Source organism: Rhizobium sp. BK112 (genome assembly GCF_014193215.1).
Taxonomy (GTDB): Bacteria; Pseudomonadota; Alphaproteobacteria; order Rhizobiales; family Rhizobiaceae; genus Rhizobium; species Rhizobium anhuiense.
Map to the genome: position 1 here is coordinate 317,744 of NZ_JACHYZ010000006.1, position 26,188 is coordinate 343,931.

The 26,188-nt window shown below is 62.6% G+C and carries 28 protein-coding genes and 1 pseudogene; 15 read left to right on the forward strand and 14 right to left on the reverse strand.

The genetic code is table 11. The annotated features are described in order from the left end of the window. Nucleotides 1-409 precede the first annotated feature (409 nt). Together FHT75_RS19095 and FHT75_RS19100 are read right to left on the reverse strand one after the other, a co-directional pair. Complete coding sequence (locus FHT75_RS19095) at nucleotides 410-1,414, reverse strand: inorganic phosphate transporter (RefSeq protein ID WP_025570519.1); 1,005 nt, start codon at nucleotides 1,412-1,414, stop codon at nucleotides 410-412. Then, nucleotides 1,414-2,058 carry a DUF47 domain-containing protein gene (locus FHT75_RS19100; protein WP_025570521.1) on the reverse strand — a complete coding sequence of 215 codons (645 nt, stop codon included), beginning with the start codon at nucleotides 2,056-2,058 and terminating at the stop codon, nucleotides 1,414-1,416. Before FHT75_RS19100 ends, FHT75_RS19095 begins: the two co-directional genes overlap by 1 nt. A gap of 96 nt (nucleotides 2,059-2,154) precedes the next feature. On the opposite strand from FHT75_RS19100, the gene FHT75_RS19105 reads away from it, so the two are divergent. Continuing rightward, complete coding sequence (locus tag FHT75_RS19105) at nucleotides 2,155-2,688, forward strand: NUDIX hydrolase (RefSeq protein ID WP_025554752.1); 534 nt, start codon at nucleotides 2,155-2,157, stop codon at nucleotides 2,686-2,688. A gap of 35 nt (nucleotides 2,689-2,723) precedes the next feature. On the opposite strand, the gene FHT75_RS19110 is transcribed toward FHT75_RS19105, so the two are convergent. The 9 genes from FHT75_RS19110 to FHT75_RS19150 all read right to left on the reverse strand — a co-directional run bounded on the left by FHT75_RS19110 (nucleotide 2,724) and on the right by FHT75_RS19150 (nucleotide 11,337). Then, nucleotides 2,724-3,635: an ABC transporter permease gene (locus FHT75_RS19110; protein WP_025554754.1), complete on the reverse strand. Its 912-nt coding sequence runs from the start codon at nucleotides 3,633-3,635 to the stop codon at nucleotides 2,724-2,726. Next, nucleotides 3,632-4,732, reverse strand: a complete 1,101-nt coding sequence (locus tag FHT75_RS19115; protein ID WP_025554756.1) for an ABC transporter permease — start codon at nucleotides 4,730-4,732, stop codon at nucleotides 3,632-3,634. Before FHT75_RS19115 ends, FHT75_RS19110 begins: the two co-directional genes overlap by 4 nt. Further along, the gene (locus tag FHT75_RS19120) at nucleotides 4,729-6,252 is read right to left on the reverse strand and encodes an ABC transporter ATP-binding protein (protein WP_183845132.1); all 1,524 of its coding nucleotides are present in this window, start codon (nucleotides 6,250-6,252) and stop codon (nucleotides 4,729-4,731) included. The genes FHT75_RS19115 and FHT75_RS19120 overlap by 4 nt, the downstream gene beginning before the upstream one ends. A 3-nt stretch (nucleotides 6,253-6,255) precedes the next feature. Next, a complete protein-coding gene (locus FHT75_RS19125; protein WP_025554779.1) occupies nucleotides 6,256-7,353 on the reverse strand; it encodes a BMP family ABC transporter substrate-binding protein in 1,098 nt (365 codons plus the stop codon). Between the two features lie 25 nt (nucleotides 7,354-7,378). Next, on the reverse strand, nucleotides 7,379-8,758 hold the full coding sequence (locus FHT75_RS19130; protein ID WP_047613367.1) for an amidohydrolase: 1,380 nt from the start codon (nucleotides 8,756-8,758) through the stop codon (nucleotides 7,379-7,381). A 2-nt stretch (nucleotides 8,759-8,760) separates the two neighbouring features. Then, nucleotides 8,761-9,420 carry a glutathione S-transferase family protein gene (locus FHT75_RS19135; RefSeq protein ID WP_183845133.1) on the reverse strand — a complete coding sequence of 220 codons (660 nt, stop codon included), beginning with the start codon at nucleotides 9,418-9,420 and terminating at the stop codon, nucleotides 8,761-8,763. After that, nucleotides 9,417-10,262, reverse strand: a complete 846-nt coding sequence (locus tag FHT75_RS19140; protein ID WP_127429857.1) for an aromatic ring-hydroxylating oxygenase subunit alpha — start codon at nucleotides 10,260-10,262, stop codon at nucleotides 9,417-9,419. Before FHT75_RS19140 ends, FHT75_RS19135 begins: the two co-directional genes overlap by 4 nt. After that, nucleotides 10,259-10,912 (reverse strand): Rieske 2Fe-2S domain-containing protein, encoded by a 654-nt coding sequence (locus FHT75_RS19145; protein WP_127429856.1) that lies wholly within the window; start codon nucleotides 10,910-10,912, stop codon nucleotides 10,259-10,261. The genes FHT75_RS19140 and FHT75_RS19145 overlap by 4 nt, the downstream gene beginning before the upstream one ends. Before the next feature lie 155 nt (nucleotides 10,913-11,067). Further along, a complete protein-coding gene (locus tag FHT75_RS19150) occupies nucleotides 11,068-11,337 on the reverse strand; it encodes an acylphosphatase (protein ID WP_047612016.1) in 270 nt (89 codons plus the stop codon). A 176-nt stretch (nucleotides 11,338-11,513) separates the two neighbouring features. Between FHT75_RS19150 and FHT75_RS19155 the strand changes: the two genes are divergently transcribed. The 12 genes and pseudogenes from FHT75_RS19155 (at nucleotide 11,514) to FHT75_RS19210 (ending at nucleotide 22,769) form a co-directional block, all read left to right on the forward strand. Beyond that, a complete protein-coding gene (locus FHT75_RS19155; RefSeq protein ID WP_025554837.1) occupies nucleotides 11,514-12,242 on the forward strand; it encodes a FadR/GntR family transcriptional regulator in 729 nt (242 codons plus the stop codon). A gap of 21 nt (nucleotides 12,243-12,263) precedes the next feature. Continuing rightward, a complete protein-coding gene (gene denD / locus FHT75_RS19160) occupies nucleotides 12,264-13,250 on the forward strand; it encodes a D-erythronate dehydrogenase (RefSeq protein WP_047612001.1) in 987 nt (328 codons plus the stop codon). Between the two features lie 173 nt (nucleotides 13,251-13,423). Further along, a complete protein-coding gene (locus FHT75_RS19165) occupies nucleotides 13,424-14,491 on the forward strand; it encodes an ABC transporter ATP-binding protein (protein ID WP_047611999.1) in 1,068 nt (355 codons plus the stop codon). Between the two features lie 152 nt (nucleotides 14,492-14,643). Further along, nucleotides 14,644-15,948, forward strand: a complete 1,305-nt coding sequence (locus tag FHT75_RS19170; RefSeq protein ID WP_025570636.1) for an ABC transporter substrate-binding protein — start codon at nucleotides 14,644-14,646, stop codon at nucleotides 15,946-15,948. Nucleotides 15,949-16,030: 82 nt separating this feature from the next. Next, nucleotides 16,031-16,963 (forward strand): carbohydrate ABC transporter permease, encoded by a 933-nt coding sequence (locus tag FHT75_RS19175; RefSeq protein WP_028758286.1) that lies wholly within the window; start codon nucleotides 16,031-16,033, stop codon nucleotides 16,961-16,963. Nucleotides 16,964-16,986: 23 nt separating this feature from the next. Next, a complete protein-coding gene (locus FHT75_RS19180) occupies nucleotides 16,987-17,886 on the forward strand; it encodes a carbohydrate ABC transporter permease (RefSeq protein ID WP_025570624.1) in 900 nt (299 codons plus the stop codon). Between the two features lie 225 nt (nucleotides 17,887-18,111). After that, a pseudogene (locus tag FHT75_RS19185) lies at nucleotides 18,112-18,256 on the forward strand (helix-turn-helix domain-containing protein); the annotation flags it as partial. Between the two features lie 168 nt (nucleotides 18,257-18,424). Then, nucleotides 18,425-19,189: a precorrin-6A synthase (deacetylating) gene (gene cobF / locus FHT75_RS19190; protein ID WP_025570626.1), complete on the forward strand. Its 765-nt coding sequence runs from the start codon at nucleotides 18,425-18,427 to the stop codon at nucleotides 19,187-19,189. 73 nt (nucleotides 19,190-19,262) lie between these two features. Continuing rightward, a complete protein-coding gene (gene cobG, locus FHT75_RS19195) occupies nucleotides 19,263-20,645 on the forward strand; it encodes a precorrin-3B synthase (protein WP_183845134.1) in 1,383 nt (460 codons plus the stop codon). Nucleotides 20,646-20,647: 2 nt separating this feature from the next. Then, on the forward strand, nucleotides 20,648-21,280 hold the full coding sequence (locus tag FHT75_RS19200; RefSeq protein WP_025570630.1) for a precorrin-8X methylmutase: 633 nt from the start codon (nucleotides 20,648-20,650) through the stop codon (nucleotides 21,278-21,280). Beyond that, nucleotides 21,277-22,008 carry a precorrin-2 C(20)-methyltransferase gene (locus tag FHT75_RS19205; protein WP_097622421.1) on the forward strand — a complete coding sequence of 244 codons (732 nt, stop codon included), beginning with the start codon at nucleotides 21,277-21,279 and terminating at the stop codon, nucleotides 22,006-22,008. Before FHT75_RS19200 ends, FHT75_RS19205 begins: the two co-directional genes overlap by 4 nt. Then, nucleotides 22,005-22,769, forward strand: a complete 765-nt coding sequence (locus FHT75_RS19210; protein WP_047611991.1) for a precorrin-3B C(17)-methyltransferase — start codon at nucleotides 22,005-22,007, stop codon at nucleotides 22,767-22,769. Before FHT75_RS19205 ends, FHT75_RS19210 begins: the two co-directional genes overlap by 4 nt. Here the strand turns inward: FHT75_RS19210 and FHT75_RS19215 are convergent. Next, nucleotides 22,733-23,503: a cobalt-precorrin-6A reductase gene (locus FHT75_RS19215; RefSeq protein WP_097622420.1), complete on the reverse strand. Its 771-nt coding sequence runs from the start codon at nucleotides 23,501-23,503 to the stop codon at nucleotides 22,733-22,735. The two genes, FHT75_RS19210 and FHT75_RS19215, sit on opposite strands and share 37 nt — an antisense overlap. Between FHT75_RS19215 and cbiE the strand changes: the two genes are divergently transcribed. Both cbiE and cobM read left to right on the forward strand, forming a co-directional pair. Further along, a complete protein-coding gene (gene cbiE / locus FHT75_RS19220; protein ID WP_183845135.1) occupies nucleotides 23,502-24,734 on the forward strand; it encodes a precorrin-6y C5,15-methyltransferase (decarboxylating) subunit CbiE in 1,233 nt (410 codons plus the stop codon). The two genes, FHT75_RS19215 and cbiE, sit on opposite strands and share 2 nt — an antisense overlap. A gap of 4 nt (nucleotides 24,735-24,738) precedes the next feature. Continuing rightward, nucleotides 24,739-25,497, forward strand: coding sequence for a precorrin-4 C(11)-methyltransferase (gene cobM / locus FHT75_RS19225; protein WP_183845136.1), 759 nt, complete (start codon nucleotides 24,739-24,741; stop codon nucleotides 25,495-25,497). Nucleotides 25,498-25,499: 2 nt separating this feature from the next. On the opposite strand, the gene FHT75_RS19230 is transcribed toward cobM, so the two are convergent. Next, entirely contained in the window at nucleotides 25,500-25,889 is a 390-nt protein-coding gene (locus FHT75_RS19230) for a type II toxin-antitoxin system VapC family toxin (RefSeq protein ID WP_183845137.1), read from the reverse strand. Further along, on the reverse strand, nucleotides 25,889-26,143 hold the full coding sequence (locus tag FHT75_RS19235; protein ID WP_183845138.1) for a type II toxin-antitoxin system VapB family antitoxin: 255 nt from the start codon (nucleotides 26,141-26,143) through the stop codon (nucleotides 25,889-25,891). Before FHT75_RS19235 ends, FHT75_RS19230 begins: the two co-directional genes overlap by 1 nt. Nucleotides 26,144-26,188: the final 45 nt, after the last annotated feature.

The following is a 26,188-nucleotide window of genomic DNA, read 5'->3' on the forward strand; positions in this document are numbered from 1 at the left end:
AAAACGCCGCCGGAAATTGCGTCCAAGGGATGAGAGATCCCGGATTGCAAAGACCTTGCGACGTCGGTGTCTAATGCAGGCGCTTATGCCGCGCCTATCCGCCCCGGTCGCCGTTGACCGGTGCATCTAAGAACGTGCAAGCAGCGTGCCAATTTCGAGAGGAGTTGGTAACAGCATGAAGCAAAAGGAGAAATGCCAAGAATTAACGATTGCCTATTTCTTGGGCGCTATCGTTTTCTGCTTCCGTTTTGTGCGATTGCCACGATAGTCACAGCCATGGAAGCGCTCTATTTGTGCAGTGCACGCAACATTAAAGCCGCGATGCAGCTGGCCGGATGGATGTCTTTCCAGCGGCAAAGCTCAACAGGAGAGGGGTAATGCGTGGCGATTGCCTTCGCTCTCACCTCATTCAGTGCAGCAAAGATACAAGTCCGTAGAACGCTGCGGATATTGCTGCCGCCGCCGGCATCGTGACGATCCAGGCTATCACGATGTTGCCGGCCAATCCCCAGCGCACGGCGGAAACACGGCGAGCCGCGCCCACTCCAACGATTGCTCCGGTGATGGTATGCGTCGTCGAAACGGGAATGCCGAGCCACGTCGCTCCGAACAGCGTCAGCGCTCCGCCCGTCTCCGCGCAGAAACCTTGCATGGGGTTGAGCCGGGTGATCTTCGACCCCATGGTATGAACGATCCGCCATCCGCCAAACAGCGTACCGAGAGCCATTGCCGACTGGCAGGTAATGACCACCCAGAACGGCACGTAGAATGTCGGGCCGAGATATCCCTGACTGAACAGGAGCACCGCGATGATGCCCATCGTCTTCTGCGCATCGTTTCCGCCGTGGCCGAGCGAATAGAGCGAAGCGGACACGAACTGCATGATGCGAAAGGTCCGATCCACCGCAAATGGCGTCTGCCGGACGAACAACCAGGAGACGGCGAGTACCAGCACCAGCGCAAGCAGGAAGCCGATGGCTGGTGAAAGGAAAATGGCGCCGACCGTCTTTAGGAGACCATTCCAGACGATCGAGCTGAAGCCCACCTTTGCCAGACCGGCCCCCACCAGCCCACCGACAAGCGCATGCGACGAACTCGATGGAATCCCGAAAATCCAGGTGAGGATATTCCAGATGATGGCGCCCATGAGCGCGGCGAAGATCAGTTGGGGCGAGACGATCGCGGGATCGATGATGCCGGTCCCCAGCGTCTCGGCGACATGCAAGCCGAAGAACAGGAAAGCGATGAAATTGAAGAACGCCGCCCAGGCGACCGCATATTGCGGCCGCAGGACGCGGGTCGAGACGATCGTGGCAATGGAATTGGCCGCATCATGAAGGCCGTTGAGAAAGTCGAAGAACAAAGCGACGACGATAAGGCCGACCAGCAGCGGCAGAGCGAGGGAGGCATCCATCAGACGTTCTCGATGAGAATGCCGCTGATCTCGTTGGCGACATCCTCGAAGCGGTCGACGACTTTCTCCAGCTCTCCGTAGATTTCGCTGCCGATCATGTAGGCCATCGCATTGCCGCTGGCGCCATGACGCAAGAACAGATCCTTCAAACCCTGGTCGTGGAGCTCATCGGAACGTCCCTCCACTCGGGTGACTTCCTCCGCGATGGCGGCGAGACGCTGCGCATTGGCCCCCAATCTGTCGAGCAGGGGTATCGCTTCCGCGACAAGATTTGCCGCCTTGACGATTTCGCTGCCCATCTCCTGCATGAGCGGATCGAAGCTGGATTGCTCGAACAAGCGGATCGTCTTGACTGTCTTGTGCATCATGTCGATCGAATCATCCATCGACTGGATAAGGTCCTTGATGTCTCCCCGGTCGAAGGGCGTGATGAAGCTTCGGCGAACGGCAAGAAGAACGTCACGCGTGATGTCGTCGGCCTCGTCTTCCAATGTGACGATACGTTCGCAGTTTTTCTCGACGTCATTGCCCTTCAGGAGTTGGTCGAGGGCGTAGGCCGCGGCAACGACGGTCTTCGAGTGCTTGGAAAACATGTCGAAGAATCTGTCTTCCCGTGGCATCAGCTTGCGAAAAATGCTCATCATGCCTGGGAACCTTCCTCGTGCGGCCGATTGTCATAAATCTGTCATAAACACGCTCAGGCAATTGAAGCAACATGCAAATTCGGTAATTCATCTACTATGACGCCGAGCAAGAAAAGCAGGAAGCCCCGACCGGACAAGTCCCAGTCACTGCTACGGCAGCTCGCTGCTGTTCCTGAAACGCTGTTCGCCGGTGCATTCCGTCAACAGTACGGCGCTCTTTGCTTTCGCTACGGCGATGCCGGATCCGCGATCGAAATCCTGGTGATCACATCGCGTGAGAGCGCACGCTGGGTCATCCCAAAAGGATGGCCGATGAAAGGGAAAAAGCCTTTCGAAGCAGCGGCAATCGAGGCGTGGGAGGAGGCAGGCGTGCGCGGGGTGGTGAAGAAGAAGCCGGTCGGCCGTTATACCTATCTGAAAGAACTCGACAATGGCGATGTGGCCCCCTGTATCGTCGACATGTTTCAGATTGAAGTCACTGATATCAGCGGCGATTTCAAGGAGCGGGGTCAGCGTATCCTCGAATGGGTCAGCCCGGATGAAGCGGCACGCCGCGTTCGCGAGATCGAACTCAAGTCGCTGCTCGTCCAATTCGAAGCGCGCGGCGGAAAGAAGCTCGATCGCGGCTGACCATCTTCGCCGGCAGATAGCAGCGCCGCGCGTCTTTATCGCTCGAATGGTTCGCCGAGCGAAGCAACGCCGTTCAGTTTCAGCAGGCGACGGTCGGCGGAGATGATGCCGAGCACGATGATCGTGACAAGATAGGGCAGGCTCGACAGCAGCTGCGAGGGAACATCCAGTCCGGTTGCCTGGGCTGCAAGCCCCATCAGCGAGACCGCCCCGAAGAGGCAGGCGCCGAGGAAGATACGGCCGGTGAGCCAAGTCCCGAAGACGACAAGGGCGATGGCGATCCAGCCGCGGCCGGCGATCATTCCATCGGCCCAGAGCGGTGTGTAGACCACCGACGCATAGGCACCGGCGAAGCCCGCCATGGCGCCGCCGAAGGCGATGGCGAGGACGCGGACTGAGATGACCGGATAACCGATGGCATGCGCGGCCTTGGGGTTCTCGCCGACAGCGCGGACGATGAGACCGAGCTTGGTGTAGGCAAATATGGCCCAGAGGGCGAGGGTCGCGGCGAGGGAAATCCACACGACGATGTCCTGGACGAAAAGGCCGCCGATAACCGGCAGTTCCGAAAGTCCGGGAAGGGCGAGCTTCGGAAGTCCTCTGACGGTGAGGCTTTCATAGGTCTTGCCGAAAAGTGCCGAGAGGCCCTGGCCGAGAATGCCGATGGCAAGGCCCGCCGCCACCTGGTTTGCCCGGAATCCGAGGGTGACGAAGGCGAAGAGCAGGGAAAGGACAGCGCCGCCGAACCCGGCGACGACGAAGCCCAGGAGATGTCCGCCGCCCTGATAGACGACGATGAAGGCGAGCACGGCGCCGAAGGCCATCAATCCCTCGACCCCGAGGTTGAGGACGCCGGCGCGCTCGGCCACCAGTTCGCCGAGGGCTGCGAGAAGAAACGGTGTCGCGGCCGCAAGCATGCCGGCAAGAATGAACTCGATGGCGTTCATGACGGGCTCCGGTGGGCGGCGCGGCGCCATTCCAAGCGGTAGCGCACGAAGGCGACGGCGATGAGATAGGCGAGCAGCAGACTGCCCTGGAAGACGCGGACGGCGGCGATCGGCAGGCCGGCCGAGACCATGGCATTGTCGCCACCGATATAGATGACCGCCATGACCAGCGCCGAGACCACGATGCCGATCGGGTGCAGGCCACCGAGATAGGCGACGATGATGGCCGCATAGCCATAACCGCTCGCGACCGAACGCTGCAGCTGGCCGAGCGGACCGGCGACTTCGGCAGCACCGGCAAGACCGGCGGCAAAGCCACCGATCAGCAGCGACAGCCAGATTGCCCAACCCTCCTTGAAGCCGGCATAGCCGGCAGCCCGCGGCGCCAAGCCGCCGACCTGCAGCTTGTAGCCGATGAAGCTCTTCTGCATGAAGACCCAGGCGGCAACCGACAAAGCGAGCGTAATCAGGAAAGAGACGTTGAGGCGGGTCCCGGAAATCAGGGTCGGGACCATCGCATCATACTGGAACATCACCGACTGGGGGAAGTTGAAGCCGTTCGGATCCTTCCAGGGGCCGAGCAGCAGATAGTTCAGCAGCTGCGCCGCAACGAGGCTCAGCATCAGCGAAACGAGGATCTCGTTGGCGTTGAGGCGTACGCGCCAGAAGGCGGTGAGAGAGGCCCAGAGCGCGCCGCCGATGGCGCCGAGCAGCAGCATCGCCGGCCAGATCCACTGGCCCGTTGCCTGAGGAAACCAGACCGGAATGGCCGAGGCGAAGATCGCGCCGAGAATGAACTGGCCTTCGGCGCCGATATTGAAGACCTTGGCGCGAAAGCCGATCGCCAGTCCCTGGGCGATCAGCAGGAGCGGGCCTGCCTTTAAGAGCACTTCCGAAAATGACGCCCAGGAGAGGAAGGGCTCGAAAAGCATCGCGTAGAGGACCGCGACCGGGTCACGGCCCATCAGGATGTAAAGGCCGAGGTTGAGCGCGATCGCTATGACAAGCGCCATGACGGGCGCAAGCAGGCTCGCGGCAAGCGAGGCGCGCTCCCGGCGCACCAGGGTGGGAACGAAAGCAGGGGACCAAGCGCTCATAGACGGACTTTCTCGGGTGAGGCTTGTGCCCCGATCATGTATCGGCCGATCTCTTCGGGCTGTGTGTCCCGCGTTTTTAGCGGCGGGCTGAGCCGGCCGTGATGCAGCACCTGGATGGAATCGCAGAGCTCGAACAGCTCTTCCAGCTCTTCGGAAATAACAAGGATCGCCATGCCCTGATTGCGCAATGCGACCAGACGGCTGCGAATGGCGGATGCGGCGCCGATATCGACGCCCCAGGTCGGCTGCGCCACGAACAGCAATTTGGGAGCCAGCATGATTTCCCGGCCGACGATGAATTTCTGCAGATTGCCGCCGGAAAGCGTCCCGGCTTCCGCATCCGGGCCGGGTGTGCGGACATCATACTGACGGATACAATCCTCGGTGAACGCCGTCGCCCGCGCCTTGTCGAGAAGACCATGGCGCAAAAGCTTCAGCGGATGGGCCGTCAGCAGGCTGTTGAGGATAAGCGACATTTCGGGCACGGCGCCGCGTCCGAGCCGGTCCTCCGGAACGAAGGCAAATCCAAGCGTCCGTCGCGCCGCGGCATCGAGCCTGCCGACATCCATCCCCATCATGTAGATCCGGTCGCGCTGGTCGCGCCCCAGCACCGTCTCGCCCGAGACCAACGCGGCAAGCTCGCTTTGGCCGTTGCCCGAAATACCGGCGATCCCCAGAATTTCACCGGCATGCACTTCGAGGCTGATGCCGGAGAGCGACACCGCAAAGGGATCGTCCGGCTGATAGTCCAGACCGATGATCTCCAGCCGCTTTTCCCCGCCGGACAGCGGCAGCGCCGACAAGGGTTCGGGCATGTCGCGGCCGATCATCATGCGGGCAAGGTCATGGGCATCATGTTCACGCGGGTCGACATTCCCGGTCACGCGGCCGCCGCGCAGAATGGTCGCCCGGTCGCAGATTGCCCGGATTTCCTCGAGCTTGTGGGAGATCAACAGGATGGAAACGCCGCCGTCGCGCAGCCGGCGCAGCGTGTCGAACAGCTTCTCCACCAGTTGCGGCGGCAGGACGGAGGTGGGTTCGTCGAGGATCAGCAGCTTCGGATCGGTCATCAGGCTTCGGATGATCTCCACCCGTTGCCGCTCGCCGACGGACAGCGCATGCACATGGGCGAGCGGGTCGACTTCAAGGCCGAACTCCCGTCCAAGCGTCCGGATGCGTTCCTTGAGCTCAGCCTTGCGGCCCGGCACGACCAGCCGAATATTCTCCAGGACGGTCAGGGTCTCGAACAGCGAAAAATGCTGGAAGACCATGCCGATACCGTTGCGTCTTGCCTCCGCCGGAGAGGCGAGGCGCAAGGGTTTTCCTTCCCAGACGACGTCTCCGTCATCCGGTTGCTCGACGCCGTAGATCAGCTTCATCAGGGTCGATTTTCCCGCGCCATTTTCTCCGAGAATCGCATGGATCGATTGCGGAGCCACGTCCAGATCGATGGCCTGGTTGGCGTGGATCTGGCCGTAGCTCTTCGAAATGCCGCGCAGCGACAGGAGCGGGGTCGTCATGACTTATTTCGGCAGCGGCGTGGACACGCCCTTGACGTGCCAATTCATGGCGATGATCTCGGGGTCGGCCATGGTCGCGCCGGATGCGACGCCTTCGCTGCCGTCGGCCTTGGCGATCGGCCCGGTGAAGGGCGAGAAGCTGCCGTCGGCGATCTTTGCCTCGATTTCCTTGATCTTGGTCATGACGTCAGCCGGAATATCCGGATTCCAGTCGACCACCTCGACGACCTTGTCGGCGACGCCGAGGAAGGCATTGGCGCCCTTGAAGGTACCGGCGAGATGGGCATCGACCGACGCCTTGAAGAACGGCGACCAATCCGTCGCGACGCAGCCGAGATAGGTCTTCGGCGCATATTTCTTCATCGAAGAATTGAGGTTGAAGGCATAGACGCCGGCTTCCTCGCAGGCCGAGATGACGGACGGCGTGTCCTGGGCGTTGGAGAAGATCACGTCGCACTTCTGCGCAATCAGCGCCTTGGCGGCTTCCTGCTCCTTGGCCGGGTCGAACCAGGAGTTGACCCAGACGACCGAGACTTCGATGTCGGGCTTGACCGCCTGGGCGCCGAGCGTGAAGGCATTGATCGAGGTGATGAGCTCGGGGATGGCAAAAGCCGAAACGGAGCCGAGCTTGCCGGTCTTGGAAAGCGCTGCCGCTGCCATGCCGAGCAGATAGGTGCCCTGGAAATATTTGGCGGCGAATGGCGAGAAGTTCGGAGCGACCTGGAAGCCGGAAGCATGCAGGACCGTGACGCTCGGATCACGGCGGGCGATCTGCAGGGCGCCGTTCTGATAGCCGAAAGAGCCCGCGACCAGGAACTTGTTTCCATCGGCGACGGTCTTGTTCATGATGCGATCGGCATCTGGGCCTTCAGCAATATTCTCAAGCACGGTGACCTTCACCTTGTCGCCGTAAGCCGCCTTGATCGGCTCGAGGCCGGCGGCCAGTGCATGTCCCCAGCCGACATCGCCGATCGGCGAAGGGACGACGAGCGTGATGCCGAGCGGCGCGTCGGCGGCCAAAGCAAGGCGGCTGCCGAGCACACCGGCAAGGCCGGTGGCGGCAGCGGCCGTCATCAGGTTTCTGCGGGTCAGTTTGGTCATGGTCTCAGTTCCCTCTTTTGGTTTTCTAGAATTTCACGGCGGATAGGGCAGCTTCCGCTTCGGCAGCCAGCTTGGCCTCGTCGAGCCCGGGGAATTCGCCCTTCTGCCAGACGATGCGGCCATTGATCATGGTTATGTCGGTCGCCATGCCGATGCCGACGCGGGCAATCAGGCTCAGCGGGTCGTGCCGCGTGCCGACATAATCCATGCGGCGGGTGTCGATCGCAAACAGGTCGGCGGCCATGCCGGGCGCCAGTCGGCCGATATCGCGCCGGCCGAGCAGGCTGGCACCCCCTGACGTGCCATAGCCGAGGAAATCGACCGGCGGCGGCACGGGGTGGGTGCGGGTGGAGGAGACGAGGCACTGCAGCATGTAGGCGGAGTGCAGGCAGTGCATCAGGTTGGAATTGTCGTTGGAGGCAGCACCGTCGCAGCCGAGGCCGACGCGCAGGCCGAAAGCGGCCATGGCGGGAATATCGGTGACTTCTGCGCCGACCAGATAGACGGGTTCCGGGCAGTGCGCCACCCCGGTGCCACTGGCCGCCATCTTCCTGAGTTCGTCGTGGGTCAACTCCCAGCAATGGGCATAGAAGGCGTCGGGTCCGGCAAAGCCGAGTTCTTCCAGATAGTCGACCGTGCGCATGCCGTGACGCGCCTGAATGACGGGACTTTCGCCCTCGCCGACATGCGTGTGCATCATGACCCCGCGATCACGCGCCAATGCCACCGATTCCACGAACGTCTCACGGTAGCAGTTCACCGGCTGGCAGGGCGCGACCACGACCTGGCGCATGCTGAAGCGGCTGGTATCGTGATAGGTCTCGATCAGCCGGGCGCAGTCGGCGATGAATTCGTCCGTCGTTTCCAGCATCTCGTCGGGAATGGTCGAGCCTTCCGACTTCGGCAGGGTGTTGCCGCCGCGGCCGGCATGGAAACGCATGCCGAGCAGCTCGGCCGCTTCGAACTGGCGATCGATCAGCCGCTTCCCGGCATGCCGGGGGAAATTATACTGGTGATCCAAGGCCGTGGTGCAGCCATGCTTGATCATCTCGGCCATCGCGGTGACGGAGGAGTGGTAAAAACACTCCTCGTTGAGCTGAGAAAAGATCGGGTAGATGCGGTCGAGCCACTCGATCACCGAGAGCTTCGTCCAGTCGAGATCGGCGCGGTTGCGCACGAAGCACTGGAAGAAGTGATGATGGGTGTTGACCAGGCCTGGATAGACGAACCAGCCGGCAGCATCCTGAACGGTCGTGCCGGCAGGCAGTGCGTCCGCCGCGAGATTTTCGCCGATCGCCACGATCTCTGGGCCGCTAGTCAGCAGATCGACACTGCGATGGACGACCGGTCCCTTGCCCTCGTCGACGATCACGGCCGCGCAATTCTTCAGGAGGTAGCCGGCCATCATCACGCCTCGCCCGGTTCGATCTGGGGTTCGGGCTTCAATTCGTGCAGCCGGTGAATGCCTGGCATCTCGATGAAGTTGTCGAGGGCGCGCAGCGCTCGGGACCAGAGCCGGATGGCGGGATAGGAATCCAGTATGACACCGCCATCGGGAGCCAGCGCCACATAGGGGAAGCAGGCGATATCGGCAATTGTCGGCCGGTCGGCTGCGAGGAAACGCATGCCGCGAAGGCCCTGCTCGACAAGCCCGGCCTCAAGTTCGCGAAGCGCGGCGATGCCCTGGGCCTGCAGCGCGCCGATATCGCCCGGCCGCAGCAGCATTTCGTGAAGCCGCGCTGCCCCGAGGCTTGCCGTCAGCCGGCCGGAGAACGACAGCCATTGCTGCACCCGCGCCGCTTCCTCGGCCCTGCCGCCGCCCAGCCATTCGGGTGCTGCCTTGGTGGCGAGATAGACGAGAATGGCCGAGGATTCGGTCAGGATCAGCTCGCCATCCTCCAGGATCGGAATCGAGCCTGCCGGATTGAGCGCAAGCAACTCGGGGCCGCGATGCTCGGCGCCGGGATGAAAATCGACCGGGCGGAGTTCCAGCTTCACGCCGGTCAGCGCCGCCATCAGGCGCACCTTGTAGCAGCTCGGCGAGAGAATGTAGTCGTAGAGCTTCATTGCGCCACCAGCTGTGCGCCATAGGTATAATTGTGGCGCTTCAGCCAGCGCCGATAGGCGATCGATGTCAGATCGGCCCGCGTCGGGATTTCCATGCCGGGGTCGAGCGGCAGCAGCCGCGGAATCTGATTTTCGAGGATCGAACGGTCCTGCAGAAAGATCGTCTGCTGGAAGTGGATGAGGTCGGTCATCGCGGTCTCGTCGTCAAAGAGCGCCATCCATGGCCAGACGTCGCAGAGGTCCTCGGCCAGCGGCTGCACGAAAAGCGTGATGACATCCCATTCGCTCGGGCGCGGCGGGCAGGTTTTGTAAAGCACGGAGCAGGTCGGTGCCGGCACGCGGTACATATATTCCGTGGTGATGCCGCCGCTTGCCGACTTGGCAGCCTGCGGCTGGTAAAATTTCACCTGCGTCGCCCAGACCTCGTCTTCTTCCTCGCGGATATCGACCTTGTAGTTCTGAACCTCGGTGTGCGGCTCCGCGCCGAGAATGTCGGTGTGGACGAAGGGGAAATGGGCGATGTCGAGAAAATTCTCGACGGCACGCAGCGGCGAGCAGCGCACCCGCACCACGCCGACATCGACGAAGCGGCGGCCGGGCTGGTCGGCCTCGGGAATCGGGAAAAGTTCCTTCTTCGGCGCGCCGAGGGAGGACCAGACATGACCGTAACGCACGCGCACCGGCAGTACACGGCCGTCGCCGCACGTCACCTTGGCATTACCGTCGCCATCGCGCGCCACTTCGATCGGCTCGCCCATCAGTGCCGTCCTGCGACCAGCGCCGTCGAGCTGGCTGAAGAGCCCGACCGGATACCATTCGTCGGTCATCGCCTGCATGGTCATTGGCCGATCTCCTTCCTCTGAAGATCCTCGGCCCGGCGGCGCAGGCTCTCGGCGGCCCGCGAAGCGCCAATGCCCGCCGCGGGGCCGGTGTCCGCCTTCAGCAGCACGTGCATCAGCGTCTGTCCATCTTCTTGAGCGGACAATAGCAGACAGATGGTCCCGGTTGTTACGTCGAACTCGAGCAAACCCTCGGGACTTGCCTTCGCGCCAGCAGCCGCCTCAATCGCCTCAATGCCGGCCAACGCCGTCAGCGAACGCAGGGGAATGAGGCCCTCAAGCCGCGGCGGCTTCGCAGCCGGCGTGCCCACGGCGACCCAGATCACGTTGTCCGCCTCCTCTACGTCATGGGTGGCGACGCGGATGGTTTCCGGTGGCGCCAGCCCTGGATGGGCCGGAATGCGGAGACAGTTTCCGGCCTGACCATAACTCCAGCCGTGATAGATGCAGGAGAGCGCCTCGCCGCGCACGAAGCCGTGAGACAGACGCATGCCGCGATGCGGACAGCGATCGGCCGATGCCGATATGCACCCGGAAGCGCTGCGCCACAGGGCAATCGATCCGGCTGCCGTCCGTGCCGTCATGACGGTGCCGGCGGGCAAATCCCGGGACAGAGCGACTGGCGTCCAAAAGCCGGTCGTAGCGGATGGCATGACTAGAGTTCCCAAACAAAATCATATGCTTGCCGAGCACGTCCCGCCTCCGCATCGAGGCAATTCCGCTCAACCTTATCAGGTTTGCATAATTATTTCGCATTGGCAACATTGAGTAAATAATATGCACGGCGCAAAATACACGGTAGTCGGTACTAGGCTCTTTCGCCGATGATCGTCGTGCGTTCTATGCCCTCGACCCATACGTCGATAGGCCCGAGAGAGCATCCCATCTCCATCATGTCGATCAGCTCCTCCGGCCCGGCAACCTCAAGTTCGATCCGCATGGGACTCGTATGAGAGATGGTGTGCGACAGCCCAAGCTTGGCGGCGTGGCGCCGGATCCAGGGGACAAAGGAGGCGGCCTCGAGATCACCGACGATCGTCATCCGTTCCAGGAGGTGGCTTGTATCTTGTCCCGTCATCACGCTCGCTCTTGCTTCCCCATACTATAACGCCTGGATGACCGTGCGGAAGGGGTCATCGTCAAGGCGAGGATGCTCGGCCGATCATGACGTGCTGCATTGACAAGCCTCTTCCGCTCAGGTCTACTGGTCCACTTACCGGACCAGTAGACCTGAGCGCGGGGAGGGGGAAAGCAATGGATGTTCGAGCAATGCTCGAAGACGACGTTGCGACGCTCGGCGGAGCGCCGAAGAAGTCGATGAAAGACTTCGTCGTCCAGAAGATTGCGACGTTCATAGCGACGGGCATCCTCAAAGTGGGCGATCCCTTGCCAAGCGAGCGCGAATTGGCTTCCGCGCTGTCGGTCAGCCGCGAGACCGTCCGTGGCGCGATCCTCATCCTTTCCACGCATGGGATTCTCTCCGTCGCCCATGGGACCCGAACCGTGGTGGCATCGGAGGATGTCGGCGAATTGGCTGTCCAGGCTGCGCGGTATCGCGACATTGCGGCCTACAGTCTCGACAATGTTCATGAGGCGCGACTTCTCATCGAAGCGCAGGTCGTCAGGGCTGCCGCGGTCAAGATGGAGCCCTCGACGCTTGACTATCTCCGCAAGTCGATCGCAGCACAGGAGGCCGCCTGTGACGATCCTGTCCGTTTCTTGATATGCGACCGGGAATTTCACACCGCTATCTACCGTTCCAGCGGCAACGCGGTGCTGGCTGATATGGCCGCCGACCTCTATTCCTACCTTCTCAGCCACCGAAGGCGCGTCGTATCGCAGCCCGGTAGCATCGCCACCAGCATCGCCGATCACCGGATGATCCTTGCCGGCCTGGAGACGCGGGACCCGGATGCTGCGGCTGCGGCCTTCGCAATCCACGAAACCCGTATTTATACGACGACCAAGTTACTCTTCTCGTAGTTCGCAGGGAGGCGAAACACGATGCATATTCTCATTATCGGCGCGGGAGGAATGATCGGCCGGAAGCTCGCCGCCACACTGGGGCGCAGCGGTTTCCTCGGCGGAGATACAATCACGCGCATGACGCTTGTGGATGTAACGCTTCCGCCGGTGCCCGCCGACATCTCCGTGCCGGCGGAAGCGCTGGCGGCCGATATTTCCGAAAGCGACGCAGCGGCAGCACTTGCGGCGGGTCGGGCCGATGTGATTTTCCATCTCGCCGCGATCGTTTCCGGCGAAGCCGAGCGCAATTTCGACCTCGGCTATCGGGTCAATCTCGACGGCACGCGAGCCTTGCTGGAAGCGATCCGCGGGGAAGGCAGTCGCCAAGCCTATGTCCCCCGTTTCGTCTTCTCCTCGTCGATCGCGGTCTATGGCGCGCCGTTTCCCGATCCCATTCCCGATGACTACGTGCTGGCGCCCCTCACCAGCTACGGAGTCCAGAAAGCGATATCGGAGCTTCTGCTTGCCGACTATTCGCGCCGCGGCTTCGTCGATGGCATCGGAATTCGGTTGCCGACCATCGTCATCCGCCCCGGCGCGCCGAACGCCGCCGCATCGGGCTTCTTTTCCGGAATCCTGCGGGAACCGCTCGCAGGCCAGCGTGCCGTTCTGCCGGTCGAAGAAACGGTCAAGCACTGGCTGGCGAGCCCGCGTTCGGCCGTCAACTTCCTGATCCATGCCGCCACGCTCGATACAGCGTCGCTCGGTGTCCGGCGTACGCTCACCATGCCAGGGGTTGCCGCCACCGTTGCCGACCAGATTGATGCGCTGCGCCGTGCCGCCGGCCCCGAAGCGGCGGATTTGATCGATCGGCGCCGCGACGAGGTCATTGAGGAGATCGTCGCCGGGTGGCCGAAATCCTTTACGCCGCAACGCGCGGCGCAACTCGGATTTACCGCCGAAAGCAGCGTCGATGAGCTGATCGAGGTGTACGTCGCCGAAGATGCTCCGGCTGCATCCCGATGAGGTTGGGGAGACGGCGCGAGCCCGATCATGCGGGAGGGGCCTGACCAGGCACCCCCACAGATGCGGGATTGCCGTGCTTGAGGAACTTGAGAGAGAAGATTACGGCCGCCGGCAAGACATAACGACAATACGAATACATAGCACGTAGCGCTCGATATCTGGGAGGAGAGAGTATGGCAGGCGTTCAATTCGCGGATGTGCGGAAATCATTCGGTGCATTTCCGGTCATCAAAGGCGTGGATATCGATATCGCCGACGGTGAGTTCGTGATCCTGGTCGGCCCCTCGGGTTGCGGCAAATCCACCCTGCTGCGGATGCTGGCCGGACTTGAGAACATTTCCGGCGGCGAGATCAAGATCGGCGGGCGCGTGGTCAACACGCTGCCGCCCAAGGATCGCGACATCGCCATGGTGTTCCAGAACTATGCGCTCTATCCGCATATGACGGTGCAGCAGAACATGGGCTTCTCGCTGATGCTGAACAAGGCGCCGAAAGCGGAAGCCGAGAAGCGGGTGAAATACGCCGCCGGCATCCTCGGTCTCGACAAATTGCTCGACCGTTATCCGCGCCAGCTTTCCGGCGGCCAGCGCCAGCGTGTCGCCATGGGGCGGGCGATCGTGCGCGATCCGGAAGTCTTCCTGTTCGACGAACCGCTCTCCAATCTCGACGCCAAACTGCGCGTCGCCATGCGCGCCGAGATCAAGGAGCTGCACCAGCGGCTGAAAACGACGACGGTCTACGTCACCCACGACCAGATCGAAGCGATGACCATGGCCGACAAGATCGTCGTCATGCATGACGGCGTCGTCGAGCAGGTCGGCACGCCGCTCGAGCTCTACGACAAACCGGCCAATCTCTTCGTTGGCGGCTTCATCGGCTCGCCGGCGATGAACATGATCAAGGGCCGGCTCGATCCGGAGGACCCGACACGATTCAGGGCACCCGACGGCACCGCGCTGCCGGTCGCCAATCCGCCAGTCGACGCCATCGGCCGCGATCTCGTCTATGGGCTTCGCCCGGAATACATCCTGCTCGATGCCAATGGCCTGCCCGGTGAAATCGTGGTGATCGAGCCGACCGGCTACGAGACGCATCTTATCCTCAAGCTCGGCGGCAGCGACCTCAGCTGCGTCTTCCGCGAACGTGTCAACGCGCGGCCGGGCGAAACCCTGCGCGTTGCGATCGACGCCGCGCATGTTCATCTCTTCGATGCCGAGAGCGGCCGGAGATTGACCGACTGAGGCCGGCCGGCGGCGGCGCGGGGCGGAGGAGCCCTCTCGTTGCCTGCAGGCAGGCACACATCCCCTCTCAGGGATGCAATGAGCGGCGTTCACCAAGCGGGAGGTGAGTGCCGGCAAGTTCGTACCCGCTTTTTTTGATGAGGAGGAATCTCATGAGGATCAGAAGACGTGACTTTCTTGCCGCCTCGGCTGCCGTCGCCGGCGCCGCCGGCCTCGGCATCCGGCCATCCCTGGCGCAGGCCGAGCCGACTTACACGCCGGAAAGCGGCGCCAGCCTTCGCCTGCTGCGCTGGACACCGTTCGTCAAGGGCGACGAGGAGGCATGGCTTGCCAACACCAAGAAATTCACCGAAGCGACCGGCGTCGAGGTGCGCATCGACAAGGAAAGCTGGGAGGACATCCGCCCGAAGGCCGCCGTCGCCGCCAATGTCGGCTCCGGCCCCGACCTCATCATGTGCTGGTTCGACGACGCCCACCAATATCCCGACAAGCTGGTCGATCTGACCGAACTCGGCAATTATCTCGGCAACAAGTATGAGGGTTGGTACGACGGCGTGAAGGGTTATGCCACACGCGGCGACACCTTCATCGCCATGCCGCTGACGGCCATCGGCAATGCCGTCGTCTATCGCGACAGCCACGTGAAGGCTGCCGGTTTCAACGAATTCCCCAATGATACCGCAGGCTTCCTCGAGCTTTGCAAGGCGATGAAGGCAAAGGGCACGCCGGCCGGCTTCCCGCACGGCAAGGCAGTCGGCGACGGCAACAACTATGCCCATTGGCTGCTGTGGAGCCATAACGGCATGATGGTCGACGAAAGCGGCAAGGTAACGATCAACAGCCCGGAAACGCTGGCGTCGATCAACTATGCCAAGGAGCTCTATGCGACCTTCATCCCCGGCACCGAAAGCTGGCAGGACGTCAACAACAACCGCGCCTTCCTCGCCGGCCAGGTTTCGCTGATCGCCAACGGCGTCTCGGTCTATTACACCGCCAAGAACGACCCGAAGCTCGCCGAGATCGCCAAGGACATCCGCACGACGAACTTCCCGATTGGTCCTGTCGGCAAAAGCGTGGAACTTTGCCAGACGAGTTCACTGCTTCTCTTCAAGCACAGCAAATATCCGGAAGCGGCCAAGGCCTACATCAAGTTCATGATGGAAGCCGACCAGATGAATGCGTGGATCCAGGGCTCCAGCGCCTATTGCTGCCAGCCGCTCAAGGCATTCGCCAAGAACCCGATCTGGACAGCCGATCCGGTCCACGCGCCCTATGCGCGCGCCTCGGAAAAGCTGCGCCCGAACGGCTATGCCGGCCCGCTCGGTTATGCCTCGGCAGCGACCATGGCCGACTACGTTCTGGTCGACATGTATGCGGCTGCCGTTACCGGCCAGATGTCGCCGGAAGACGCGATGAAGGAAGCCGAACGCCGGGCAAACCGCTACTATCGCGTCTGAGCCACACCTCGAACAAGCGGCATGCCGGCCTTCGGCATGCCGCAAGATCTGGGGGTTCAAAAGGCGATCTGGGAGATAAGCAATGTCGATGGCAAATTCGGGGGATAGACGTGGGCCGGTCTCTTCGCTCCTGCAGAACAACAATGTGCTCGGCTTCCTGTTCATGCTGCCGGCGGCAGTATTCCTCGTCTGTTTTCTGACCTATCCGCTGGGGCTCGGCGTCTGGCTCGGCTTCACCGATACGAGGATCGGTCGCGACGGCATCTTCATCGGACTGGAGAATTACCAGTTCCTGATGGACGACAGCGTCTTCTGGCTGTCGGTCTTCAACACCGTTCTCTATACCTTCGTCGCCTCCGTGCTGAAATTCGCGCTCGGCCTCTGGCTGGCGATGCTGCTCAACCAGCATCTGCCGTTCAAATCCTTCTTCCGGGCAATCGTGCTGCTTCCCTGGGTGGTGCCGACGGTACTTTCGGCGCTCGCCTTCTGGTGGATCTACGATTCCCAATTTTCGATCATCTCCTGGTCGCTGATGCAGCTCGGGCTGATCAGCGGACCGATCAACTTCCTCGGCGACCCGATCAATGCGCGCATCTCCGTTATCGTCGCCAATGTCTGGCGCGGCATTCCCTTCGTGGCGATCTCGCTGCTTGCCGGCCTGCAGACCATTCCAGCATCGCTGCAGGAGGCTGCCTCGCTCGACGGCGCCACCAGCTGGCAGCGTTTCCGCTATGTGACGCTGCCCATGCTGACGCCGATCATCGCCGTCGTCATGACCTTCTCGGTGCTTTTCACCTTTACCGATTTCCAGCTCATCTACGTGCTGACCAAGGGCGGGCCGGTCAACGCCACGCATCTGATGGCGACGCTGTCGTTCCAGCGCGGCATTCCCGGCGGCCAACTCGGCGAGGGGGCGGCCATCGCAGTCGCCATGGTGCCCTTCCTGCTCGGCGCGATCATGTTCAGCTTCTTCGGCCTGCAACGGCGCAAATGGCAGCAGGGCGGCCAGGATTAGGAGCCAAGATTAGGAGAATAACGATGTCGACACCTTCCAACACTGCCGATCAGGCCCTGACCGATAATGCCGAAGGCATGAGCTATCTGAACCGCCTGCCGCGGCGGATCGTGATGCTCTACCTGCCGATGGCCATCTTCGTCTTCGTGCTGCTCTTCCCGTTCTACTGGATGGCGATCACCGCGGTGAAGCCGAACGAGCAGCTGACCGACTATACCAATTACAGCCCGTTCTGGGTGGTAGGAGCAACGCTCGCGCATATCAAATATCTGTTCCTCGAAACCTCCTATCCGGGCTGGCTGTGGAACACGATGCTGGTGGCGGTCTGCTCCACCTTCCTCTCGCTGGTGGCCTCAGTCTTGGGCGCCTATGCCATCGAGCGCGTCCGCTTCACCGGCTCCCGATCGGTCGGCCTGGTGATCTTCCTCGCCTATCTCGTGCCGCCGTCGATCCTCTTCATCCCGCTTGCCTTCATCGTCTTCAAGCTCGGGATCTACGACTCGCGGCTGGCGCTGATCTTCACCTATCCGACCTTCCTCATTCCCTTCTGCACCTGGCTGCTGATGGGCTATTTCCGCTCGATCCCCTTCGAGCTGGAGGAAAGCGCACTGGTGGATGGCGCCAACAGGTGGCAGATCCTCACCAAGATCATCCTGCCGCTGGCCGTCCCCGGGCTGATTTCGGCCGGCATCTTCGCCTTCACGCTGTCCTGGAACGAATTCATCTATGCGCTCACCTTCATCCAGTCATCGGAAAACAAAACCATTCCGGTCGGCGTCCTGACCGAACTGGTGCGCGGCGACGTGTTCGAATGGGGGGCGCTGATGGCCGGTGCACTGTTCGGCTCGCTGCCCGTGGTCATCCTCTATTCGTTCTTCGTGGACTACTATGTCTCCTCGATGACCGGTGCAGTGAAGGAGTAGCTTCCGCTGGATTTCGCTGCGTGGCAGCGATGCGCAAACTGCGCCCTCGCAGTGAAACCAGCGTCCCGGGGTGGTTGTTCGATAATACTTGCTACGCCGCTAATTCGTGTAGGGGCTATTTAGAGATGCGACAGTCTCGTCTCTCGACGTTCTGATCAAGGTCAACGTTGAGCGCAAGGATGACGACCTCCGGCCCGGTCGAGACCATAAGGGGTCGGAATCTTGATGCCCCGTTTGACCACCATGTCGCATAAAGAATTGCATCGCCTCGAAGTTTATTCAGACGATCCGTGATCAGCGCCTGAGCGTCGTCCAGGCCGCTGAGCTGCTTGGGCTCAACCGAAGTCAGGTGCACAGGCTGTTGCAGGCCTCCTCTGCGCCGCCTCGCCGTAGAAGAACGTTCGCAGTGTCTTCTGCGAGAGCGGCGGAAGCAGCTTGTCGCGGAGGAGCTTCAGGTTGGCACGGCCGACTCCCGCTCCGCCCTTGCGACGACCGGGCTTTTTCGGCAAGACCGCCAGGACGCAAAGGGAGCATCCGCTTGAAGCATATCCAAATCATCGGCATCGGCACGGGCAACCCGGAACACCTCACCATACAGGCAATCAACGCCATGAACGCGGCCGACGTGGTCTTCCTGCCGGTCAAGGGCGCCGGCAAGGAAGAGCTTGCCGATATCCGCCGCGAGATCTGCCAACGCTACATCACGCGGCCAGCTGCCCGAATTTCGGAGTTCGCCGTGCCGCAACGGCAGACGGCAGAGAGGAGCTATGCGCAAAGCGTCGATGCCTGGCATGGCGAGATCGCCGGTATCTATGGAGAGCTGATCGCTAGTCTGCCGGATGAGGGCAGCGGCGCCTTTCTCGTCTGGGGCGATCCCAGTCTCTACGACAGCACGATCCGCATCATCGAACGCGTGCGACGGGAAAGCGGCCTGGATTTCGATTACACCGTCATTCCCGGCATCACCAGCATCCAGGCCCTGGCTGCCAGCCACAGGATCCCGATCAACCTCGTCGGCAAGCCGATCGAGATCACCACGGGGCGCCGGCTGGCGCAGGACGGGCTTCGGAGCGACAGCACCATCGTGATGCTCGACGGCGAACAGGCTTTTGCCAAGATCGACGATCCCGATGCCGAGATCTTCTGGGGCGCCTATCTCGGCACCCAGGATGAAATCGTCAGATCGGGCCGGCTTGGCGATATCGCCGCCGACATTGTGACGCTGAGGGCCGAGGCCAGGCAGCGGCACGGCTGGATCATGGACATCTATCTCCTGCGCAAGGGACGCGATTTCGAGGAATAGCCGTTCCGACCCGTTTCTCTCATGCTTTGCCGGCCCGGCCGCGATCATGTAAGAAATGCTCAGAGGATTGAGAATGAGTGTTGAGGCCGCAAGGGCAAACAACAGGACAGGCGAGGCGGATCTGCACGATCACCTGGCAGCAAAAATGCGCGCACGCGGCGCCTGCCCCGCCCTGTCAGCGCCGATGCCGACCGGCGACGGCCTGCTGGTGCGGCTGCGGCCAGCCGGCGGCGCGTTGACGCTGCCGCAATTTGCAAGCCTTGCCCGCTTAGCCGCAGTTCATGGAAACGGCATTCTGGAAATCACTGCACGCGGCAATCTGCAGATCCGCGGGCTCAGCGCCGAGACGGTCGGACCGCTCGCTGCCGATATCGATGCCGCCGGCATTGTCGTGCCGGAGGGGCCGGCGATCGAGATCTCGCCGCTGCACGGCATCGATCCGGAAGAAATAAACGATCCGGCCGCAATGGAATTGGCATTGCGCCGCACGCTCCGCGATCAGCTTCGCTCGCCACGGCTCGCGCCAAAACTATCGCTCGTCGTCGACGGCGGGGGAGCCTTCGGCTTGGCGGCGCTTTCCGCCGATATCCGTATCGTCGCGCAATCCCCCGCAGATTGGCTTGTGGCGATCAATGGCGACGGTGAAAGCGCAACGCCGGTCGCGATCGGTTCTGCGCAGGCGGCGATATCGGCCGTCGGCGACATTCTGAGCCTGTTGGCAGATCTCGGGCAGGCCAGGCGGGCACGCGATATCGATCCGGCGCTGCTGCGGGCGCGTTTTCCGGCGATGGATGGCATTCAGTTCTTTCCGTCCCGCGCGGCAGGGGTGCCGCTTTCCGGACCGCACAGGCTCGCCGACGGCAAAACCCTGCTCGGCGTCAGGCCGGAATTCGGACAGATGAGGACGTCCGATCTCTCCGCCCTGCTCGATCTCGCAGAGAGCCAGGGCGCGACAGCCATCCGGCTTGCGCCGGGTCGCGGTTTCTTCTTGATCGGACTTCCGGCTGATACCGTGCTGGCTATGCAGATTGCCGCGGCCAGACTTGGCTTCAGCGCCCAACCCGGCGACAACAGCGAGCATATCGCCGCCTGCGCCGGCGCCGGCGCCTGCGGCTCCGCCTTCTACGAGACGAGAACTCTGGCGCGCCGCATCATCGCTGCGGCACCTGCCCTCTTCGACGGTTCGCTGACGCTGCATCTGTCAGGCTGCGCCAAGGGCTGCGCCCATGCACGGCCGGCGCTGACCCTGACGGGCTCGCCGGAGGGTTATGACCTCATCCTCAATGGGCTTGCTGCGGATCGGCCGGACGAACGGATCGCTGGCGGTCGGATCGATTTCGCTATAGAGAGGCTCGCCCGCTCCATCGAAGACAACCGAGGCTCTGGCGAATCGGCCGCGGCCTGCCTTACACGGCTTGGCACAACCGGCGTTTCAAAGGCGCTGCGACAGGAATAGGAATGCCAGACTACGATTATATCCGCAGCGGCGACGCGATTTACGAGCGTTCCTTTGCGATCATCCGCGCCGAGGCCGATCTTTCGCGCTTTACCGAAGATCAAGCCGAAATCGCCGTGCGCATGATCCATGCCTGCGGGCTCGTCGAGGCGGCGGAGCATTTCCTGTTCTCCGCCGATGTCGTCGGCGCGGCGCGCGATGCGCTGAAAGGTGGGGCGCCGATCTTCTGCGACGCGGAAATGGTATCCCATGGTGTCACCCGGGCGCGGCTGCCCGCGCTGAACGAGGTGATCTGTACGCTGCGTGATCCCGCGACACCGGAGCTTGCACGCGAGACCGGCAATACCCGCTCGGCCGCCGCCATGCATCTCTGGCTCGATCGGCTCGGCGGAAGCGTTGTCGCCATCGGCAATGCGCCGACCGCCCTTTTCCATCTGCTCGAACTCCTGCGCGACGGCGCCCCGAAACCCGCGGCGATCCTCGGCATGCCTGTGGGCTTCGTCGGTGCCGCCGAATCCAAGGATGCGCTGGCGGAAAATTCCTACGGCGTCCCCTTCGCCATCGTCCGCGGCCGGCTCGGCGGCAGCGCCATGACGGCAGCCGCCATCAATGCACTGGCGAGGCCCGGCCTATGACCACAAGCGGCCGTCTCATCGGCGTCGGGACGGGTCCCGGCGACCCGGAGCTCCTCACCCTCAAAGCCGTGCGCGCCATCGAAGCCGCTGACGTCATCGCCTATTTCGCCAAACAGGGCAGGGGCGGCAACGGCAAGGCGATCGTCGAACCGCTGCTGAAATCCGGGGTGACGCTGCTGCCGCTCTATTATCCGGTGACAACCGAGATCGACAAGAACGACGAACGCTACCAGAGGCTGATCACTGAATTCTACGATCAGTCCGCCAAGTCGGTGGCCGACCATCTCGATGCCGGGCTGACAGTCGCCGTTCTCAGTGAAGGCGATCCGCTCTTCTATGGCTCCTATATGCATCTGCATGTCAGACTTTCCCAGCGCTACCCGACGGAAGTGATCCCGGGCATCAGCGCCATGTCGGGCTGCTGGTCGCTGGCCGGCATGCCGATCGTCCAGGGTGACGATGTGCTTTCCGTACTGCCGGGTACGATGCCCGAAACCGAGCTGACACGTCGTCTTGCCGACACGCAAGCCGCCGTCATCATGAAGGTCGGCCGCAATCTGCCGAAGATCCGCCGGGCCTTGGCGGCAGCCGGCCGGCTTGCGGAAGCCGTCTATGTCGAGCGCGGCACCATGGCCAATGCGGCGATGGAAAAGCTTGCCGACAGGAGCGATGGCGATGCGCCGTATTTTTCGCTCGTGCTGGTGCCTGGCTGGGAGGCGAGCCGATGAGCGGCAGGCTTTTCGTGATCGGCACCGGCCCCGGCAATCCCGAGCAGATGACGCCGGAGGCTTTGGCCGTCGTCGACCAGGCAACGGATTTCTTCGGCTACGGACCCTATCTCGACAGGCTGCAACTCCGCGACGATCAGCTGCGCCATGCCTCGGACAATCGCGAGGAACTCGACCGGGCGGGGGCAGCCCTGGCCATGGCGGCTGACGGCGCGAAAGTCTGCGTCGTCTCCGGCGGCGACCCCGGCGTCTTTGCCATGGCCGCCGCCGTCTGCGAGGCGATCGAGAACGGGCCGGCCGCCTGGCGCTCGGTCGATCTCACCATTCTGCCCGGCATCACGGCAATGCTGGCCGTGGCGGCAAGAGCCGGCGCCCCGCTTGGTCACGATTTCTGCGCCATATCGCTGTCTGATAATCTAAAGCCTTGGAATATAATCGAAACCCGCCTTGAGCTGGCGGCGAAAGCGGGTTTCGTCATCGCGCTCTACAATCCGATCAGCCGGGCGCGGCCGTGGCAACTCGGCGATGCCTTCAAGCTGTTGCGCAACCATCTGCCGGCAACAACGCCGGTTATTTTCGGGCGCGCCGCCGGGCGCCCGGACGAACGCATCGCATTACAGCAGCTGTCGCAAGCGGACGCGTCGATTGCCGATATGGCGACCTGCATCATCATCGGCTCCGCCGAGACACGCGTCGTCGCGCGGCCGGGCAGGCTGGACCTCGTCTATACCCCGCGGTTCATGGCGGGAGGAAACAGGTGATCGATCACTGCCAGCGCCGCTTCGACCGTGTCGACCGTCGTGACCGCGGAGGCCGGCGCACGCGCGACCATCAACACCTCGATGCCGAGCAGCCGGGCTGCCTCGATCTTCGCATAGGTGGCGGCACCGCCGCTGTTTTTGGCGACGATGATGTCGATGTGGTGCTGCCTCAGGAGATCGCATTCGCCTTCCAGCGTGAACGGACCGCGATCAAGCAGATAATCGACATGATCAAGCGCAAGCGGCGGCTCGACAGGATCGACGCTGCGGACAAGATAGTGATGTTGCGGCGCGGCTTCCGCATGATGCGCGCCCTGCCGGCCCGTCGCCAGGAAGACATGGCGGGGGGAAGGGCCGAGCGCTTCGATAGCCGCCGGAATGCTCTGCACCTCCCGCCAGCGATCGCCGGCTTCGCGTTGCCATTCGGGACGGCGCAGAGCGATCGCTGCGATACCGGTGACCTCAGCGGCAAAAGCGGCATTGGCCGAAATCCGTTCGGCAAAAGGATGCGTGGCGTCGATCAGCAGATGATAGCCGCCGGCCGTCAGGAAATCGGCGAGTGCGGCAGCGCCGCCGAAACCGCCGATGCGGACCGGAACAGGCTGTACGGCCGGTTTCTCGGTGCGTCCGGCAAGCGACAGCATAACATCGCAATCGTCGCGCGCCGCGAGCGCCGCGGCCAACAAGCGCGCCTCGCTGGTGCCGCCCAGGATCAGGATGCGGGGTCTTCCCATGTCTGATATCTCTCCTGCGTCCGGCCAGCGCTGGCTGACTATTATCGGCATCGGCGAAGATGGTCCAGAAGGGTTGGGTGAGGAGGCGAAGAGGCTGATCGCGGCAGCACCTGCCGTCTTCGGCGGTGCGCGCCATCATGCACTCGCGGCCTCGCTGATATCAGGCGAAAAGCTTTCCTGGCGGAGCCCGTTCGAACGCTCGGTCGACGCCATTCTTGAAAGGCGCGGCACGCCTGTTGTCGTGCTCGCCTCCGGCGACCCCTTCCTCTACGGCGTCGGCGCAACGCTCTCCCGCCACGTGGCGGCGGACGAGATGCGCATCATTCCGGCGTCCTCGGCCTTCAGCCTTGCTGCCTCCCGCCTTGGCTGGCCGCTGCAGGAGGTCGCGACGGTCTCGCTGCATGGACGGCCGATCGACCTGATCCGGCCGCATCTGCATCCCGGGCGGCGCATCCTCGCGCTCACCTCGGACGAAAAGGGGCCAGGCGATCTGGCTGCCCTGCTTGCCGCGACCGGCTTCGGTCAGTCGCAGCTTACCGTGCTCGAGGCGCTTGGCGGCGCGCGGGAGCGGCAAAGACGTGCTGTGGCGGCGGATTTCGATCTCGTGGACATCGATCCTCTGAATGTCTGCGCCGTCGATGTTGCGGCAGGGGAGGGGGCTCGCATCCTGCCTTATGCTGCAGGGATCGAGGACGAGCTGTTCGAGCATGACGGACAAATCACCAAGCGTGAAATCCGGGCGATGACGCTTTCGGCGCTCGCGCCGCGTCACGGCGAACTGCTCTGGGATATCGGCGCCGGCGCGGGCTCGATCGGCATCGAATGGATGCTCGCCGATCCCAGTCTGAAGGCAATCGCTGTCGAGCAATCGCCGGAGCGGGCCGCACGGGTCGCCCGCAATGCAACCGCCTTCGGCGTGCCGCATCTTGCCGTTGTCGAGGGGACAGCGCCCCTCGCGCTGAAGGGCCTGCCGGAACCGGATGTGATTTTCCTCGGGGGCGGCGGCAGCGAACCGGGTGTTATCGAGACTGCGATCGCCGCGCTGAAGCGGGGAGGGCGGCTCGTTGCCAATGCCGTGACGCTGGAGATGGAAGCCGCGCTGCTCGGCGAACATGCCAAACGCGGCGGCTCCCTCACGCGGATCGAAATATCGCGCGCCCAGCCCGTCGGCGGCATGAGCGGCTGGCGGCCGGCGATGCCGGTGACGCAGTGGCGCTGGACGAAAGGATGACGAGATGACGGTGCATTTCATCGGCGCTGGCCCAGGTGCTGCGGATCTGATCACGGTGCGCGGCCGCGATCTCATCACCCAATGCCCGGTCTGTCTCTATGCCGGCTCGATCGTCTCGCCCGAACTGCTGCAATATTGCCCGCCGGGCGCACGCATCGTCGATACGGCGCCGATGTCGCTTGACGAGATCGAGGCGGAATATCTTCGCGCTGCCGCGGCCGGCCAGGATGTCGCCCGGCTGCATTCCGGCGATCTCTCCGTCTGGAGTGCGGTGGCCGAACAGGTGCGCCGGCTGCAAAAACACGGCATCGACTATACGATGACGCCAGGTGTTCCAGCCTTTGCCGCCGCCGCCTCGACGCTTGGGCGCGAGCTGACGATCCCGGCAGTGGCGCAGAGCCTGGTGCTGACCCGCGTTTCCGGCCGCGCATCACCGATGCCGAACGACGAGACGCTGGCAAAATTCGGCGCGACGGGCGCCACGCTGGCGATCCATCTGGCCATCCATGCGCTGAGCCAAGTGGTGGAGGAATTGACCCCGCTTTACGGCGTCGACTGCCCGGTCGCGATCGTCGTCAAGGCCTCCTGGCCGGACGAGCGCATCCTGCACGGCACGCTTGCCGATATCGAGGCAAAGGTTGCGGCCGAACCGATCGAACGCATGGCGATCATCTTCGTCGGCCCGTCGCTCGCGGCCGCGGATTTTCGCGAGAGCTCACTCTATGATCCGGCCTATCAACGCCGGTTCAGAGGTAGAGAATAAGTTCAGGCGACAGGGCGGATATCCGTGCTGGAAAAATCATTGCCTTTGAAAAGAAGAGGCTCGTCACGAGCGGCTGCAAGCGCATAGGAAAAACAATCGCCGAAATTCAAGGAAGCGGGATGGCGGCCTTGGCCGTAACGTCGCCAGGCATGGCGGGCTGCCTCGGCGAGTTCGGCATCGATGGCGACAATCTCGACATCGATCCTGTCGAGAAACAAATCAAGTTCATGACCACCCGTCTCGCCATAGCGCGTTTCGATAACCATGGAAGCCTCCAACACCCCGGCGGCCGACACCAACCGCAACGGATCGCTGGCAATTCTATCGAGGAATTCCGCAGCCTCCGGCGCCTTGAACAAAACGGCAAGGATCGCGGAGGTATCGATCACCATCAGGTCGGCAATCCGTTCTCGTTATAGCCGAGAATGTCGTCGGCACTGCGATTGTCGAGAATCCGCAGCGCCTGGATCCGGTTCTGGATCGCCTCGACGTCGCGCAGCAGTTCCTCCTTGCGTGGACGACGGATGACCCGCCGCAAACGCTCCTCAAGCGCGCGCCGGGTCGCCATCGTAATATTTTCACCGGTCTTTTCCGCAAGCTCGCGGGCGAGCTTTTCGGTAACGGGATCTTTGATGTTGAGAGCCATGAGGATACCAAGATACCTAGTTGGTACATTCGTACCTAATCCGGC

Excerpts from the sequence above, each read along its gene's own strand:
- FHT75_RS19155 (WP_025554837.1), top strand. The coding sequence starts at position 11,514 with ATGGATGTTCGAGCAATGCTCGAAGACGACGTTGCGACGCTCGGCGGA.
- FHT75_RS19110 (WP_025554754.1), bottom strand. The coding sequence starts at position 3,635 with ATGAACGCCATCGAGTTCATTCTTGCCGGCATGCTTGCGGCCGCGACA.
- FHT75_RS19145 (WP_127429856.1), bottom strand. The coding sequence starts at position 10,912 with ATGCCATCCGCTACGACCGGCTTTTGGACGCCAGTCGCTCTGTCCCGG.
- FHT75_RS19135 (WP_183845133.1), bottom strand. The coding sequence starts at position 9,420 with ATGAAGCTCTACGACTACATTCTCTCGCCGAGCTGCTACAAGGTGCGC.
- FHT75_RS19175 (WP_028758286.1), top strand. The coding sequence starts at position 16,031 with ATGTCGATGGCAAATTCGGGGGATAGACGTGGGCCGGTCTCTTCGCTC.
- FHT75_RS19210 (WP_047611991.1), top strand. The coding sequence starts at position 22,005 with ATGAGCGGCAGGCTTTTCGTGATCGGCACCGGCCCCGGCAATCCCGAG.
- FHT75_RS19165 (WP_047611999.1), top strand. The coding sequence starts at position 13,424 with ATGGCAGGCGTTCAATTCGCGGATGTGCGGAAATCATTCGGTGCATTT.
- denD (WP_047612001.1), top strand. The coding sequence starts at position 12,264 with ATGCATATTCTCATTATCGGCGCGGGAGGAATGATCGGCCGGAAGCTC.
- FHT75_RS19130 (WP_047613367.1), bottom strand. The coding sequence starts at position 8,758 with ATGGCCGGCTACCTCCTGAAGAATTGCGCGGCCGTGATCGTCGACGAG.
- FHT75_RS19120 (WP_183845132.1), bottom strand. The coding sequence starts at position 6,252 with ATGACGACCCCGCTCCTGTCGCTGCGCGGCATTTCGAAGAGCTACGGC.
- FHT75_RS19100 (WP_025570521.1), bottom strand. The coding sequence starts at position 2,058 with ATGATGAGCATTTTTCGCAAGCTGATGCCACGGGAAGACAGATTCTTC.
- FHT75_RS19170 (WP_025570636.1), top strand. The coding sequence starts at position 14,644 with ATGAGGATCAGAAGACGTGACTTTCTTGCCGCCTCGGCTGCCGTCGCC.
- FHT75_RS19235 (WP_183845138.1), bottom strand. The coding sequence starts at position 26,143 with ATGGCTCTCAACATCAAAGATCCCGTTACCGAAAAGCTCGCCCGCGAG.
- FHT75_RS19200 (WP_025570630.1), top strand. The coding sequence starts at position 20,648 with ATGCCAGACTACGATTATATCCGCAGCGGCGACGCGATTTACGAGCGT.
- FHT75_RS19230 (WP_183845137.1), bottom strand. The coding sequence starts at position 25,889 with ATGGTGATCGATACCTCCGCGATCCTTGCCGTTTTGTTCAAGGCGCCG.
- FHT75_RS19150 (WP_047612016.1), bottom strand. The coding sequence starts at position 11,337 with ATGACGGGACAAGATACAAGCCACCTCCTGGAACGGATGACGATCGTC.
- FHT75_RS19205 (WP_097622421.1), top strand. The coding sequence starts at position 21,277 with ATGACCACAAGCGGCCGTCTCATCGGCGTCGGGACGGGTCCCGGCGAC.
- cbiE (WP_183845135.1), top strand. The coding sequence starts at position 23,502 with ATGTCTGATATCTCTCCTGCGTCCGGCCAGCGCTGGCTGACTATTATC.
- FHT75_RS19115 (WP_025554756.1), bottom strand. The coding sequence starts at position 4,732 with ATGAGCGCTTGGTCCCCTGCTTTCGTTCCCACCCTGGTGCGCCGGGAG.
- FHT75_RS19095 (WP_025570519.1), bottom strand. The coding sequence starts at position 1,414 with ATGGATGCCTCCCTCGCTCTGCCGCTGCTGGTCGGCCTTATCGTCGTC.
- FHT75_RS19125 (WP_025554779.1), bottom strand. The coding sequence starts at position 7,353 with ATGACCAAACTGACCCGCAGAAACCTGATGACGGCCGCTGCCGCCACC.
- cobG (WP_183845134.1), top strand. The coding sequence starts at position 19,263 with ATGAGTGTTGAGGCCGCAAGGGCAAACAACAGGACAGGCGAGGCGGAT.
- FHT75_RS19105 (WP_025554752.1), top strand. The coding sequence starts at position 2,155 with ATGACGCCGAGCAAGAAAAGCAGGAAGCCCCGACCGGACAAGTCCCAG.
- FHT75_RS19180 (WP_025570624.1), top strand. The coding sequence starts at position 16,987 with ATGTCGACACCTTCCAACACTGCCGATCAGGCCCTGACCGATAATGCC.
- cobM (WP_183845136.1), top strand. The coding sequence starts at position 24,739 with ATGACGGTGCATTTCATCGGCGCTGGCCCAGGTGCTGCGGATCTGATC.
- FHT75_RS19140 (WP_127429857.1), bottom strand. The coding sequence starts at position 10,262 with ATGACCATGCAGGCGATGACCGACGAATGGTATCCGGTCGGGCTCTTC.
- FHT75_RS19215 (WP_097622420.1), bottom strand. The coding sequence starts at position 23,503 with ATGGGAAGACCCCGCATCCTGATCCTGGGCGGCACCAGCGAGGCGCGC.